We start from the raw sequence: 13451 nt of genomic DNA, 5'->3' as shown, positions 1-13451 counted from the left end.
CGGCCTGTCCGTCCGATAGTCGAGAGGGTGCTTCGTGAGACTGGCGAAGACGGCCGAGTTCGGGCTGCCGGACAAGGTGGGCGGTCCGATACGGGCAGGGTCGTGTCTGGTGTCCGGTGCCGGAGTGTTCTCCGCGGTCGTGTGGTGGGACGGCGGGGCCCGGTACGCGTTGGTCTCGATCGCCGATCAGGTGGTTCGGACGATGGTGCTCGACGAGCTGGGTGACCCGTTCGACGCCTATGACGCCCCGGCGCCGGTGTTGCTCGACGACGGCTCATTCGGCGTGATCGCCGATGCCGGCACGTTGCGGTTGTACGGAACCGATCTGCGGGTGCAGCGTGAGATGGCGATCGCCGGCGACGAGGTGCTGCATCGCTTTGCCAGACACGGGCAGCGGCCGCGGGTGTTCGGCCACGCGAGCAGGGGAGCACTCGCGAGCGAACACGTGGTCGTGCTCGATGAGCCGATCGCGACTGGCAACCCGCGATACCTCGCGTTCCTGCGCATCGGCGAGACGAGCGCGTCATGGACACGGATCGGGACTCTCGGCCCGGACGGGTTCCCGGTCGACCGATTCGGCGACGACGAGCTGAACCAGAGCCCCGACGTGTCGGTCGGCGGCTGCATCATCGGTGATGCGGTCGGCCACAGCGGCAGCCTGCTGGTCTGCGTCGAAGGCTCGGACGCCTCGAGCGTGCGCAGGTACGGGGCCGACTTCTTCACCATCACCCGTGTCACGCCGGACGGGTCGGTGACCGAGCCGCTCTATCAACAATCGGGATGGAAGCGCCTGCCGGGTAAGCACGCCATCAACGGCAAGGTCACCTCCTCGGGGCGCTACGTGCTGCTGACACCGGTGTTCGCGTCCGGCGACTGGAAAGGCAGACAGCGCCTGTTCGATCTCGAAACAGGCGAAGTCCTGGAACCCGTGCTGCCTCGCGGTGCCGCCAAGATGCGGATCGTCGACCATGCCGGAACAACGTTCTGGCTCAGCGACGGCGCGCAGCAAATCCTGTGCGCCGAAGCCGAGGGCCCGCACGGATAGGTCGCTTGCCCTCAGATCAGGCGGCGGCGTACCCGCCACACCACCACCGCGATCAGGACTGCTGCGACGGCGATGAACAGGGCCGCTTCGATGAGCTGGAACGTCCAGAACCGGTCGGCCGGGTGGTAGACCCCGAACTGCTGGATGCCGCGTGCGTGCAGGAACTGGTTGAGGTTGGTGCCGGCCCGGTCGGCGGCGTCCTCCAGCTCGTAGTACTCGGCCGAGCTCAGCCTGCGCCCGGCGGCGTCCGCGTAGCCCTGTTCGATCGTCCAGTCGGCGAAGCCCGCCACGGAGCTGTGCCCGGCCTGGTTCGCCGAGCCGCCGACGGGGACCGGTTCCGTGGTGGTGAGCGGTCTGGCGTACGCGGGGCGGGCCAGCAGCGCCACCGGCATCCGGGTGGCCAGGAACGCCCCGAACGCGACACCGAACGCGGGCAGGCTGCGCCGCAGGATCGCCCCCGCGGCGGTGGCGACGGCGAACGCGAACAGCGCGTAGGCCACCGGAACGAGCCCTTCCACGTCGAAGGCGTCGTACTGGAACCGTCCTTCGCCCGCGTCGAAGGGCTGACGGAACCAGGTGAGGACCGCGGTGAACAGCGCGGTGAGCGCGACCGTGACACCGCCCAGTGCCACCAGCTTGGCCGCCAGCCAGCGCATCCGCGGCACGGCCTGTGTCCAGGCGAGCTGCCAGGTGCCGTCCTCCAACTCGCGGGCCAGCAGCGGCGCACCGAGGAACGCACCGATGACGACGGGAACCAGGTAGAAGCCCGTCAGGAGGTTCTCGAGGTACCCGAACTTCTCGTCGAGGCGGCGGAAGGAGGCCGCGCAGGCCTCGTTGCCGCCGCACCGGGCGGGACCGCCGGGGAACAGGTCGTGTGCCTGCATCCCGAGCACGAGCAGGGTGGCGCCGAAGATGCCGACCAGCAGGCCCAGGACGAGGACCTCGGTCCGGTGCTGGCGCCAGATCAACCAGGTCATGCCGTCTCCTCCGGCTCGGACGGCCGGCGCAGGTAGGCCAGCACCAGGTCTTCCAGGCCGACCGGCTGGGTCTGCCACCCGGGTGCGGCCGGGAGCGCACCGTCGCGTACCAGAAGGGTCGTGTGCCGGTCGCTGTGGACGGCCTCGACGACGGCGCCGGCCCGGTCGAGGTCGGTGGCCGTGCGCGGGCCGACGAGCAGCCGGTGCTCGGTGAGCAGGGTGTCGAGGTCGCCGGTGAGCGTGACCCGGCCCTGGTTGAGCACGACCAGGTGGTCGCAGACGCGCTCCAGCTCGTGCACGACGTGGGAGGAGAACAGGACGGTCACCCCGCCCTCGGCCACTGCGCCCATGAGGACCTGCAGGAACTCGTGCCGGGCGAGCGGGTCGAGGCTGGCCACCGGTTCGTCGAGGACGAGCAGGTCCGGCCGTTTTGCCAGGGCCAGAGCCAGCGCGACCTGGGCCTGCTGCCCGCCGGAGAGTGTTCCGGTCCGGCGGTCGAGCGGGATGCCCAGCTTCGCCAGCCGGCGCTCGGCCAGCCCGTGGTCGAACCGCAGGTTGCAGGCCCGGCCGAAGCGGAGCATCTCGGCGACGGTGAAGCGCTTGTACAGCGGGTGGTCCTGCGCCAGGAACCCGATCCGGGACAGGGTCTGCGGGGTGCTGGCGGTGACGTCCTGGCCGAGGACCTCCACCGTGCCGGTGCTCGGTGCCAGCAACCCGACGGCCAGGCGCAGCAGCGTGGTCTTGCCCGCGCCGTTCGGCCCGACCAGGGCGATCACGCCGCCCGCCGGCAGGGCCAGGGTGCAGTCGCGCAGCGCCCAGCCCTTCCGGTACCGCTTGCCCACACCGTCGGTACGCAGCGCGAACCCGGTCGCCGTCACGCCACTTCCTCGTTCCTCGTCTGCTGGTGAACGGAGGCGAAGAGCGCGTCGACCGCCTGCTCGTCGAGGCCGGCCGCGTAGGCGCGGCGCAGCCAGGTCGCCAGGCCGCGGTGCAGTGACGTGTACGTCGACGGCGAGATCGCGGCCGACTGCTGTTCGGTGACGAACGTGCCCTGGCCGGGCCGGCCGGTGGCCAGGTTCTCCTGCTCCAGCTGCCGGTACGCCTTGGCGACGGTGTTCGGGTTGATCGCCAGGTCCTCGACCGCCTCGCGGATGAGCGGGAGGCGGTCACCGGGCTGGAGGAAACCCAGCAGCACTGCCTGGCGGACCTGCTGGACGAGTTGCAGGTACGGCGGCACGCCGGAATGGGTGTCGAGCCGGAAGACGAACACAGGAACTCCTTACTGCTTTACTAGAAACATAGTAAAGCAGTAAGGAGCTGGTCAAGCGCCTACGTGGATGCCGGGGCGGCGCTGGGGGTCGGGTTCGTACTGGCGGAGGATCTCGCGCGTGACGGGTGCTGTGTCACCGCGGCCGAGCAGGAAGTAGCGGACCATGTGCACCAGCGGGCTGCCCTCGGCCCAGGCGAAGTAGCAGTGCGGGCGTACGCCGGTGCTGTCACGCAGGGCGAGCAGGATCGCGGCGATGGCGTTGGGGGCGGCCGGCGCCTCGGCGCGCAGGACCCGGTGGCCGCCGACCTCGGCGCCGTGAACGGTGAGGACCTCGCTGAAATCGGACGGGTCCACCACCTCGATCTCCAGGAAGAGCACGTCGGCGCTGCCCGGGACCGGGTTGTCACCACGTTGTTCGCGTTCCTTGGCGGCGTAGTCCGCCGCGTCGTCGGTGGCGTCGCGGCGGCGTCTCGCGATCAGGCTGATGCGATTGTCGTGGGCGAGGGTGTCGGTGATGAACCGGCGGGCGTCATCGTCGAACTCGATGCGGTCGGCGCGCAGCTCGGTGGTGCGGGAGACCCGGGAGGTCAGCGACACGGCGATGATCCCGGCGATGAACAGCCCCGAGATGGCGATGCCGTCCGGCTTGTCGATGACGTTCTCGGCCAGCGCGTAGAACAGCACCGCGGTGAGCAGGCCGAACCCGATCGCGGGGAGCCGCTTGTGCCGCCGGGCGGTGGAGACGGTGACCGCGAACGCCCCGGAGACCATCATGGCCAGGATGCCGGTGGCGTACGCGCCGGCCTGGGCATCCACGTCGGCGCCGAACGCGATCGTGATGATGATGCTGATCAGGGTGTAGACGAGCACGACCGGGCGTACGGCGCGGCCCCACTCCGGCGCCATCCCGTAGCCGGGCAGGTACCGCGGCACGATGTTGACCAGGCCGGCCATGGCCGACGCACCGGCGAACCACAGGATCAGCACGGTGCTGACGTCGTAGACGGTGCCGAACAGCTCACCCAGTTCCTCGTGGGCGAGCCAGGCCAGGGCCCGGCCGTTGGCCGCGCCGCCCTCGGCGAACTCCGCCGCCGGAATGAGGATGGTGGTGACCAGGCTGCTGGCCAGCAGGTACACGCTCATGATGACGGCGGCCGCGGTCAGCAGCTTGCGGGTGTTGCGGACCCGGTTGGCCAGCCGTTGCTCGGCGTCGGCGCCGTCGGCGGCGACCAGCGGCATCATGGCGACCCCGGTCTCGAAGCCGGACAGGCCCAGTACCAGCAGCGGGAACGCGAGGACCGCGGGGACGACCAGACCGCTGAACCCACCGCCGTCCGCGGTCAGGGCAGTGGTCCACGCGGACCAGGCGCCGGGCGTGGTGACGATCCTGGTCAGCCCCACGATGATGACCACCGCGTTGAGGCCCAGGAAGACCGCGACCAGCGGGATGGCAACACCGACGGCTTCGCTGAAGCCCTTCAGGAACACCCCGCCCAGGATCAGCAGCAGGATCACGGTGATCAGCACCGCGTGGCCCTCGAGGAACTGCGGGGCGTGCGGGTTCTCCAGCACGTGCAGGCTGGCGTCCGCGGCGGACAGGGTGATGGTGATGATCCAGCTGGTGGCGACAAAGCCGAGCAGGATCAGGACGAAGATCTTGCCTTTCCAGAACGGCAGCAGCCGCTCCAGCATCGCCACACTCCCCGCGCCGTGCGGGCTCTCCTTCGCGACCCGCCGGTACATCGGCAGCATGCCCAGCAGCGTCAGGCCGACGATCAGCAGGGTGGCCAGCGGTGACACCGCCCCGGCCGCCGCCGCGGCGATCGCGGGCACGTAGGCGAGGCTGGAGAAGTAGTCGACCCCGGTCAGGCACATCACCTTCCACCAGGTGTGCTGCTCGGTGTCCGACTGCGCGGCGGCCGGCCCGACCGGCTGCACCTGATGCCTGAGCAACCACCGCGACAACGTGCCGCCGGGCTCCTGCCGCCGGGTGGGGGTGTCCACCGCTGCCGGCACCACGTACTCGGGCTCCGCGACTTCTTCGGTGGTGTCCATCAGGTCCTTTTTCTGTGCCGCCGCCGCGGCGGAGGCCACAGCCTCGATCACGGTACGACCACCCCGCGCCCGGACACCGGCAGGGGTGCTGGTCGCGGCGGACACCACGGTCCGCCGCGACCGTACAGAAAGGGTCAGCCGCCCTTGACCGGGTGGAAGGGCTTGGGCAGGGAGCGGGGTGCCACCGAGCGGGCCCGGGCCGCGGACGGGACCGGCGGGAGGTTGTCCAGCATCGTGCGGCCGATCTTGGCGTGGGCCTCGACCGCGGGGTGGGTCGCGCCGTAGTTCTCCGGTTCGCCGAGGCCTTCGGCGAACATCGCGTAGGTCAGCAGCGGCACGCCGTCGGTGGAGAACATGATGCCGGCCTCGTGGCGGGACTCGCCGAGGTCGTTGAAGTCGGCGCCGTACTTCGTGGCGATGCGTTCGCGTTCCTTCGACGACATCAAGCGGCGGACACCGTCGTGGTAGCCGTTGACCCAGCGGGTGATCCGCAGCAGGAAGTCGCAGGACTCGGGGGACAGCAGCGTCTTGTTGGCCAGGCGCCACAGGAGGTCGTGCATCTCCCGCGGGGTGGTCGGGCCGAGGAAGAACCGGTTCGGGTTGGCGACCGGCTCGACGCGGGTGTGGACGAAGCCCTTCGCCGCGAGGATCTCGTTGATCTCCAGGGCGGGGACGACCCGGCCGCACATGCGCACGGCGGTGTTGTCCGAGACCAGGAGCATCGCGGTGAGGAAGTTCGCGACGGTGATCTCGTCGCCGTAGACGCCGTGCAGGTGGTAGATGCCGGAGCCGCCGAGGATGATGTCGGCCTGCAGGTCGAGCTTGGTGCCCAGCGTCAGCTGGCCGCGGTCGATCTTGTCCATGACGGCGGTGGCCACGGCGAGCTTCTGCACGCTGTAACCGTAGGTGACGTGATCGGCGTCGTCCTCGACGATCGGCTTGATCGTGCCGGTCGCGTCGACCGCGGCGATGTGCGTGTGCCAGATGCCGCCGGCCTTGGCTTTTTCCTTCTCGTACACCTTCTTGATCTGAGCCGTGCCGGACTTGGCGGCTTGGGCGGGCGAGCTCATGCCGACGCTCGCAACCGCGGCCGCGGCGGCGCCCAGACCCAGTGCCGAACGGCGAGAAACATTGGCGGACATCGTTCTCCCTCAGTGGACGGACGGGTGACCACGCCGCAAGGTACAACATGTCCGCTCATGATCGGAGATAGCGCAGGACAGCCAGCACCCGGCGGTGATCGGTGCGCGCCTGCGGCAGGTCGAGCTTGGTGAAGATGGCCGTGACGTGCTTCTCGACGCTGCGCTCGACCAGGTGCAGGGCGTCCGCGATGGCGACGTTGGACCGGCCCTCGGCGAGCAGCCCGAGGATCTCCCGCTCGCGGCCGGTGAGCCGGGCCAGCCCCGCATCGACGGCCGGCGCGGCGAGCAGTTGGCGGACCACCTCCGGGTCGAGGGCGGTGCCACCGGCCGCGACCCTCTGCAGCGCTCCCACGAACTCGCCGGTGCTCACGATGCGGTCCTTGAGCAGATAACCGACGCCGCCCACGTTCACGGAGAGCAACTGCCGCGCATAACTGGTCTCGACCCACTGCGAGAAGACCAGGACACCCATTTCCGGGTACGCCGACCGCAGCGTGAGTGCGGCGCGCAGCCCTTCGTCGGTGTGGGTGGGCGGCATCCGTACGTCGACGACCGCCGCGTCGGGCGGGTCGGCGGCGACAGCGGCCAGCAGGGCCTCGGCGTCCGGCACCGCGGCGGTGACCTCGATGCTGTGCTCCCCGAGCAGCAGCGCGATGCCGTCACGCAGCAACGGGTTGTCCTCGGCGATCACCACGCGCATCTCAGGCCTCCACCGGCAGGGTCATGGTCACGGTAGTCGGCCCACCCGCCGGCGAGTCGACGGTGAGCGAGCCGTCCAGCGCCGCCGCGCGCCGCGCCAGCCCCGCGAGCCCGGTCCGGGCCGCTGCCGGACGCGGCCGGCTCTCACCGTCGGAGCCGGCCGCGGAGGAACCAGGCCCGGTACCGGTGTCGGTTCGTAGTGTGCTGGGGGATATGGCCGCGCCGCCGCGGCCGTCGTCGGTGACGGTGAGGCGCAGGTGGTGGCCGACCGTGCGCAGGTCGATGCGCACGCGGTGGGCGTGGGCGTGCCGGGCGATGTTGGTGAGCAGCTCGGCCACCGCGAAGTAGAGCGCCGAAGCCGTCGCATCCGGCGGCCGCGAGGCCAGCTCGACCGTTACCTCGGCCGGTACGGCGCTGCGGGCCGCGAGGGTGGACAGCGCCACGTCCAGACCGTCGTCCAGCGCGGGCGGGTGCATGCCGCGGACGATGTCGCGCAGCTCGGCCAGCGCCTCGGTCACCGTGCCGCGGGCGTCCCCGGCGAGCTTGCGCACGTCCTCGTCGGCGCTGCGGTGCTCGATCCGCGACAGGGTGACGCCGAGCGACACCAGCCGCGCCTGCGTACCGTCGTGGAGGTCGCGTTCGACGCGGCGCAGCATCGCGGCCGCGTCGGCCTGCAGCGCCGCCCGGCCGGCCTCCAGCTCGGCGATGCGCTGCTCGGCACTGCTCGGGTGCAGCAGGGCGCGGGTCAGGAAGCCGTCGGTCAGGACGATCAGCCGCAGCCACCAGGGCAGCACCAGCACGACGGCCACTCCCTGCAGCGCGACCACCCAGGTGTGTCCCCAGGTGTCGGTGTCGACCAGGGCGAAACGTTCGGGCACGAGGAACCACCACAGTGGATAGGTCAGCGCGACCGGACCCGCGACCACCGTGAACGCCGCCGGGTACGCCCCGGCGACCGTCACCGGGAACCGGGCGAAGCAGTAGGTCAGCGCCCGCCACGCGGCCGGGTCGCGGGGCAGCGCCAGGATCCGCCGCCAGAGGGTGCGGCCGGGCAGCGGTGGCGGGTTGTCCCACCGCCACCCGAGGATCCACCGGGCGTGGGCGCGGAAGTACCGCGGCGTGAGCCGGGCGAGCGCGAGCACCCCGATCAGCAGCGGCAGGCCGACGGTCAGCACCGAGGCCGCCGCCACCACGATGCCGACCACCGCGAGCGCGAAGGTCGGCACCGAGATCAGCACACCGGACAGCACGTAGGCGAGCTCACGCCAGGTGCGCCGGGTCAGCCAGGCCCGCAGGACGATCACCCGATGACCTCGATCGGCGGCCGGCGCAGCGCCGCGGCGGCCGGCACCCAGGTGCCGGCGAGCACCAGCGCGGCGGTGCCGAGCACACCCGCGAGCAGCCACGACGGCGGCAGCCACGGGGTCCAGGTGCCCAGCGCGGTGTGCAGCAGGGGCAGCAGCGTTGCCACCGCCACACCCGCGGCCACCACCAGAGCCGTACCCGTCACCACCAGAGCCTCGCAGAAGACGACCCCGAGCGTGCGCCGCCGGGTGCCACCGGCGAGCTGGGTGACCGCGAGATCACGACGCCGGGCCAGCATCATCGTGATGAGGGTGTTGAGGGCCGCGACCGCCGCAAAAACCGTGTAGACGCCGGTGCCGGAATACTCCAGCCAGCGGTCCGAGGCCGAGCCGGGATCACCGGTGACGTGCGCGGCCGTCGTGTACGAGACGACTTTCACCGCGGCGAACGCGACCGCGAGCGTGAGTGGCACCAGCGCGCCGGACAGCCCTCTGGCCCGGACCAGGACGTTGTCGGCCGCCAGCCGACCGGTGTCACCGAAGAGCCGGGCGACCGGCGCGGCCACCGTCAGCAGCGCGGGCCCGAGGCAGCCGGCGCCCACACACATCGCCAGCATGACAAAGAGCCCGAGGTCGTTCGCGACCTGCGCCGACCGGTCCGCGATCGCCACGGACAACCCGATCCCCCCGCAGACCAGGACGAGGCCCACCACGGTACGGACGATGCCCACGCGTCGCCGGGGTGCCGCGGTCTCGGCCAGTGCGGCTGCCGGGCGTACCCGGGAGGGCCGGATCGCGGCGATGAGCGCGCCGATCACCGAGGTCCCGACGGTGACCGCGAGCGCGATCGGCAGGGCGCCGCCGTGGGCGTGGAACGTGATCGCCGGTGGTGCGATGCCGTGCGCCACCAGCCCGTCGAGCCACGCCCGGGCGCCGACGGTGCCGAGCGGAACGCCCAGCAGTGTCGCGGGCACGGCCACGACGGCGGCCTGTGTGGCGATCGCCCGCCGCACCCGGCCCGGGGTGGCCCCGATGGCCCGGACCAGGGCGATGTCGCGCGCCTGCTGGGCGATCGTGGCGTTCATGGTGACACCGACGATGATGATCGACAGGTAGATCGCCAGCATCAGGAAGACCATCGCCATGTCCGGCAGCCCGCTGTCGTCGACGGCCTGCCGGGTCGCGGCATCGAGCGGGGCCCGGCTGATCGAGGTCATGACGGCGAGCGCCCCGGCCACCAGGGCCGCGGCCAGGAACTGCGTGGTCGCCGGCCCGAGAAACGACCACGGATTACGCCGCAACGCCTGCCGGATCATGCCGTCACCGCCGTGAGAATCCCGGAAGCCCTCCCGGCGGCCGGCATTGTGCGGCCACCGCCGCCACCGACCGCAAAGATCCGCGCGTCGCCCCGGATCATGCCGTCACCGCCAGGGAGACGTCGCGGAGGCGGTCGGCGATCGCCGGGGCGTCCGGGGTCGGGTCGTCCGCGGCGAGCGTGCCGTTGCGCAGCAGGATCAGCCGGTCGCTCCAGGCCGCGGCGGCCGGGTCGTGCGTCACCATCACCACGGTCACGCCGTCGCGGTCGGCCGCCCGGCGCAGCAGGGCGAGGATCTGGCCGCCGGTGGACGGGTCGAGCGCCCCCGTGGGCTCGTCCGCGAAGATCACCGCCGGCGCGGTCACCAGGGCCCGGGCGATCGCCACCCGCTGGCGCTGCCCGCCGGAGAGCTCACCGACCGGGCGTTTGCCCAGCCCGCCGAGACCGACGGTTTCCAGCACGTCCTCGACGCGGCGCGGCCGGGGACCGCCGAGACGGCCGGGCAGTGCGACGTTCTGCCGCACGGTCAGCTCGGACAGCAGGTTGTAGGACTGGAAGACGAAGCCGAGACGGTCGCGCCGCAGCCGGGTCAGTGGGCCCTCGCGCATCCGGGTGATGTCGCGCCCGGCGAGGCGTACGGCGCCGGAGCTGACCCGGTCGAGTCCGGCCGCGCAGTGCAGCAGGGTGCTCTTGCCCGAGCCGGTCGCGCCCATGACGGCGACGAACTGGCCGCCGGGCACGGCCAGGGAGACGTCGCGCAGAGCGAGCACACCGCGCGGGTAGCGACGGGTGACGGCCGTGAGTTCCAGTAACGGTTCCATGCTGTCCAGCCTGGTCGGCGCGGGCACCGCGGTCAGCCGGGCGGGCACGCCTCGACGGGTACGGGTAGCCGAACCTCAGTGACTGGCGAGGGCCGCGCCGACACCGGGTTCGTGCGGGCCGAGGAAGACCGGGTCACGCCCCGACACGACGTCGGCCAGGGCTTTGACCACCGCACCGCGCTCGCGGACGACGCTGTTGCGCCACGGCTCGGTGTAGATCCGGACCGTGTCGTCGCCGACTCCGCTGGCCTGCACGCCGAGCCGGCGGCACAGCGCCACCGCGCGGTCGATGTGGTAGCTCTGTGTCACCACGATGGCTGAGGTCACGCCGAAGACCTCCTTGGCCCGGGCGCACGAGTCGTAGGTGTCGAAACCCGCGTGGTCCAGGACGATGCGCTGGCTCGGCACACCGCGGTCGACCAGCCACTGGAACATCGCGCCGGGCTCGTTGTAACCCCAGGCGATGTGGTCACCGGAGACCAGGATGGCCTTGACCTTGCCGGCCGCCAGCAGCTGCCGGGCGATCTCCAGCCGGGCGGCCAGGAACGGTGACGGGTTGCCGTCGGGATACACCTCGGCGCCCAGCACCAGCGCGACCGGTGCGGCAGGAACGTCCGCGACGCCGTGGACGTGGCCGTGAGCCTCCGCGCGGACCCACAGATCGCCGGTGGCCATGGCCAGCACCATCGCGGCGACAACCAGAGAGCCTGCGACCACCGAACGCCGGAACCACACCAGGAGCATGCCGGTCACGATGCCAGTCACCGTCAAGCGGAACACGATTGGCAAAATGGTCGGCGATGATCACCCTCAATCACCTCCCCGCCGACGACGATCCGCTGCTGCTCTGGGGCGCTCAGAACATGCGCCCGGAGGTACGGGTCTGGGCGCTGGGCGACGCCGCGGCGGTGGCGTGCCCGGACGTCGCGCGCCGCGACCGGCTCGTGGTGCGGGGCAGCGCCGCCGACGCCGCCGAGCTCGTGCGGCGGCTGCTCCCGGACCTGCCGGGCTTCCATCCGATCGCCGACCAGTCGCTGATCGAGGAGCTGGTGGAACGGCTGCCGGACCTGGAGGTCGCCGGTCGTTTCGGGTGGATGGACACCACGATCGACACGGGTCTGCCGGCCGGTACGGCACACTGGCTGACCGACGCCGAGATCCCCGAGGTCGCGGCGCTGCTGGAGGCCGATCACCCCGACTCGTTCGCCCTGCCCGGCGGTACGGGGGTGCTGCGCTGGGCCGGGATCCGTGTCGACGGGGTGCTGCAGGCGGTCGCGGCCGATGCCTGGTCCGTACCCGAGATCGGTTTTGTCGGGGGAGTGGCCACCCGGAGAGCCGCGCGCGGAACCGGCCTGGGCACGGAGATCTGTGCGTTCGTGACACGGGAGATGATCGGCCGCGGGCGGGTCGCGCTGCTGGTCGACCATCGCAACGCGCCCGCGATCCGGACCTACGAGAAGCTGGGTTACCGGATGCGGAGGATCGCCGCAGCGCGCGTCAGGCGGTGAAGTCCGGTGGCTGGCCGGTCGCCTCGAGCACCGACAGCCACAGGTCGCCGTCCGGGTCGACCTGGTTGCGCCCGGAGACGGCCAGCGGGATCGGCACGTGCACGAACCGTCCCCGCCACATGCCCACCACCAGCTCGGTACGCCCGGCCATCGCCGCGTGCACCGCCGCCTGAGCCAGCCGCAGGCAGTAGACGCTGTCGTACGGGTTCGCGGGCACGCTGCGGATCGCGTAGCTCGGGTCGATGTACTTGAGGTTGACCTCCCGGGCCGCCGCCGCGAAGTCGTCGAGGATGCGGTCGCGCAGGTGCAGGCCGAAGTCGCCGAGCTTGCGGTTGCCGGAGGCGTCGAGGCGCAGCGGCGCGTCCCGCAGGTGCTCCTGGCCGGCGCCCTCGGCCACCACCACGAGTGCGTGCCCGCGGTCGGCCACCCGTCGGCGCAGGGCGGGCAGGAAGCCGTCGAGGGAGAACGGCACCTCGGGGATCAGCACGTAGTCGGCGTCGTTGTTGGCCAGCGCGGCGTAACTGGCGATGAAACCGCTGTGCCGGCCCATCAGCTGGACCAGCCCGACGCCGGAGGGCTGCGCGGCGGCCTCGACGTGCGCGGCGCGGATCGACTCGGCGGCCTTGGCGTACGCGGTCTGGAAGCCGAAACTCTGCCCGATGTACGGGATGTCGTTGTCGATGGTCTTGGGCACCCCGACGACCGCGATCCGCCTGTCCCGCGCGGCGATCGTCTCCGAGATGAGCCGGGCGCCGCGCATCGAGCCGTCCCCGCCGACGACGAACAGCAGGTTGACGCCCAGCTGCTCGAGGCAGTCGACGATCTCCTCGGGGTCCTGGTTGCCGCGCGAGGTGCCGAGGATCGTGCCGCCGTGCTCGTTGATGTACTCGACACCGGCCGGCGTGAGCTCGACGACGCTGTGCCCGGCCCCCGGCGTCAGGCCCTGGTATCCGTTGCGGAAGCCGAGGATGCGCGACACGCCGTACTGGTTGTTCAGGGTCAGGACCAGGCCGCGGATGACGTCGTTGAGGCCGGGGCAGAGCCCACCGCAGGTGACGATCCCCGCCCGGATCTTGGACGGGTCGAAGTAGATCCGGCGGCGCGGCCCGCCCGGCTCGAACGACGGCAGCTCGTCACCGCGCGCCGCCAGCATCGCCACGGTGTCGTCGAGCAGCACCCGATCGGCCTCGTCGACGTAGTGCTCGGTGGTGCCCCGCCGCGTGAGCAGCGAGCCGAGCGGCGACGGGATGCGCGACTCGCCGAGCGACCGCACGATCAGCTGCCCCGGATCCACCATGCCCGGAGATTAGGCCGC

Annotated in this window: 13 protein-coding genes; 2 read left to right on the top strand and 11 right to left on the bottom strand. The window is 71.5% G+C overall.

Going from position 1 to position 13451, the window contains the following annotated elements; translation table 11 throughout:
• Positions 1-34 precede the first annotated feature (34 nt).
• Positions 35-1045 (top strand): hypothetical protein, encoded by a 1011-nt coding sequence (locus AFR_RS30550; protein WP_023560677.1) that lies wholly within the window; start codon positions 35-37, stop codon positions 1043-1045.
• Between the two features lie 11 nt (positions 1046-1056).
• Here the strand turns inward: AFR_RS30550 and AFR_RS30545 are convergent, their stop codons facing one another.
• The 10 genes from AFR_RS30545 to AFR_RS30500 form a co-directional block, all read right to left on the bottom strand.
• Positions 1057-2022, bottom strand: coding sequence for an ABC-2 membrane transporter-related protein (locus AFR_RS30545; protein ID WP_023560676.1), 966 nt, complete (start codon positions 2020-2022; stop codon positions 1057-1059).
• Positions 2019-2900 (bottom strand): ABC transporter ATP-binding protein, encoded by an 882-nt coding sequence (locus tag AFR_RS30540; RefSeq protein WP_023560675.1) that lies wholly within the window; start codon positions 2898-2900, stop codon positions 2019-2021. The genes AFR_RS30545 and AFR_RS30540 overlap by 4 nt, the downstream gene beginning before the upstream one ends.
• The gene (locus AFR_RS30535) at positions 2897-3292 is read right to left on the bottom strand and encodes a GntR family transcriptional regulator (protein WP_023560674.1); all 396 of its coding nucleotides are present in this window, start codon (positions 3290-3292) and stop codon (positions 2897-2899) included. The genes AFR_RS30540 and AFR_RS30535 overlap by 4 nt, the downstream gene beginning before the upstream one ends.
• 51 nt (positions 3293-3343) lie before the next feature.
• Positions 3344-5347 (bottom strand): APC family permease, encoded by a 2004-nt coding sequence (locus AFR_RS30530; protein ID WP_041842942.1) that lies wholly within the window; start codon positions 5345-5347, stop codon positions 3344-3346.
• A gap of 134 nt (positions 5348-5481) precedes the next feature.
• Positions 5482-6489, bottom strand: coding sequence for a serine hydrolase (locus AFR_RS30525; protein ID WP_023560672.1), 1008 nt, complete (start codon positions 6487-6489; stop codon positions 5482-5484).
• Positions 6490-6544: 55 nt separating this feature from the next.
• Entirely contained in the window at positions 6545-7189 is a 645-nt protein-coding gene (locus AFR_RS30520) for a response regulator transcription factor (RefSeq protein ID WP_023560671.1), read from the bottom strand.
• 1 nt (position 7190) lies between these two features.
• Positions 7191-8492 (bottom strand): sensor histidine kinase, encoded by a 1302-nt coding sequence (locus tag AFR_RS30515; RefSeq protein ID WP_023560670.1) that lies wholly within the window; start codon positions 8490-8492, stop codon positions 7191-7193.
• Positions 8489-9808, bottom strand: a complete 1320-nt coding sequence (locus tag AFR_RS30510) for an ABC transporter permease (protein WP_023560669.1) — start codon at positions 9806-9808, stop codon at positions 8489-8491. Before AFR_RS30510 ends, AFR_RS30515 begins: the two co-directional genes overlap by 4 nt.
• Positions 9809-9905: 97 nt before the next feature.
• Entirely contained in the window at positions 9906-10628 is a 723-nt protein-coding gene (locus AFR_RS30505; protein ID WP_041842940.1) for an ABC transporter ATP-binding protein, read from the bottom strand.
• Between the two features lie 75 nt (positions 10629-10703).
• Entirely contained in the window at positions 10704-11393 is a 690-nt protein-coding gene (locus AFR_RS30500) for a SanA/YdcF family protein (protein WP_438829948.1), read from the bottom strand.
• A gap of 35 nt (positions 11394-11428) precedes the next feature.
• Between AFR_RS30500 and AFR_RS30495 the strand changes: the two genes are divergently transcribed.
• Complete coding sequence (locus tag AFR_RS30495; RefSeq protein WP_023560666.1) at positions 11429-12136, top strand: GNAT family N-acetyltransferase; 708 nt, start codon at positions 11429-11431, stop codon at positions 12134-12136.
• Here the strand turns inward: AFR_RS30495 and AFR_RS30490 are convergent.
• Positions 12126-13433 (bottom strand): ATP-dependent 6-phosphofructokinase, encoded by a 1308-nt coding sequence (locus tag AFR_RS30490; RefSeq protein WP_023560665.1) that lies wholly within the window; start codon positions 13431-13433, stop codon positions 12126-12128. The genes AFR_RS30495 and AFR_RS30490 overlap by 11 nt on opposite strands.
• Positions 13434-13451 lie beyond the last annotated feature (18 nt).

The organism is Amorphoplanes friuliensis DSM 7358, assembly GCF_000494755.1.
GTDB lineage: Bacteria > Actinomycetota > Actinomycetes > Mycobacteriales > Micromonosporaceae > Actinoplanes > Actinoplanes friuliensis.
Note: the sequence above shows the minus strand (reverse complement) of the source record. Positions and strands in the feature narration are given on the sequence as shown.

What these genes read in the sequence shown, in the direction of transcription:
- AFR_RS30490 (WP_023560665.1), bottom strand. Translation starts at nt 13,433, where the DNA reads ATGGTGGATCCGGGGCAGCTGATCGTGCGGTCGCTCGGCGAGTCGCGC.
- AFR_RS30525 (WP_023560672.1), bottom strand. Translation starts at nt 6,489, where the DNA reads ATGTCCGCCAATGTTTCTCGCCGTTCGGCACTGGGTCTGGGCGCCGCC.
- AFR_RS30505 (WP_041842940.1), bottom strand. Translation starts at nt 10,628, where the DNA reads ATGGAACCGTTACTGGAACTCACGGCCGTCACCCGTCGCTACCCGCGC.
- AFR_RS30530 (WP_041842942.1), bottom strand. Translation starts at nt 5,347, where the DNA reads ATGGACACCACCGAAGAAGTCGCGGAGCCCGAGTACGTGGTGCCGGCA.
- AFR_RS30520 (WP_023560671.1), bottom strand. Translation starts at nt 7,189, where the DNA reads ATGCGCGTGGTGATCGCCGAGGACAACCCGTTGCTGCGTGACGGCATC.
- AFR_RS30510 (WP_023560669.1), bottom strand. Translation starts at nt 9,808, where the DNA reads ATGATCCGGCAGGCGTTGCGGCGTAATCCGTGGTCGTTTCTCGGGCCG.
- AFR_RS30495 (WP_023560666.1), top strand. Translation starts at nt 11,429, where the DNA reads ATGATCACCCTCAATCACCTCCCCGCCGACGACGATCCGCTGCTGCTC.
- AFR_RS30545 (WP_023560676.1), bottom strand. Translation starts at nt 2,022, where the DNA reads ATGACCTGGTTGATCTGGCGCCAGCACCGGACCGAGGTCCTCGTCCTG.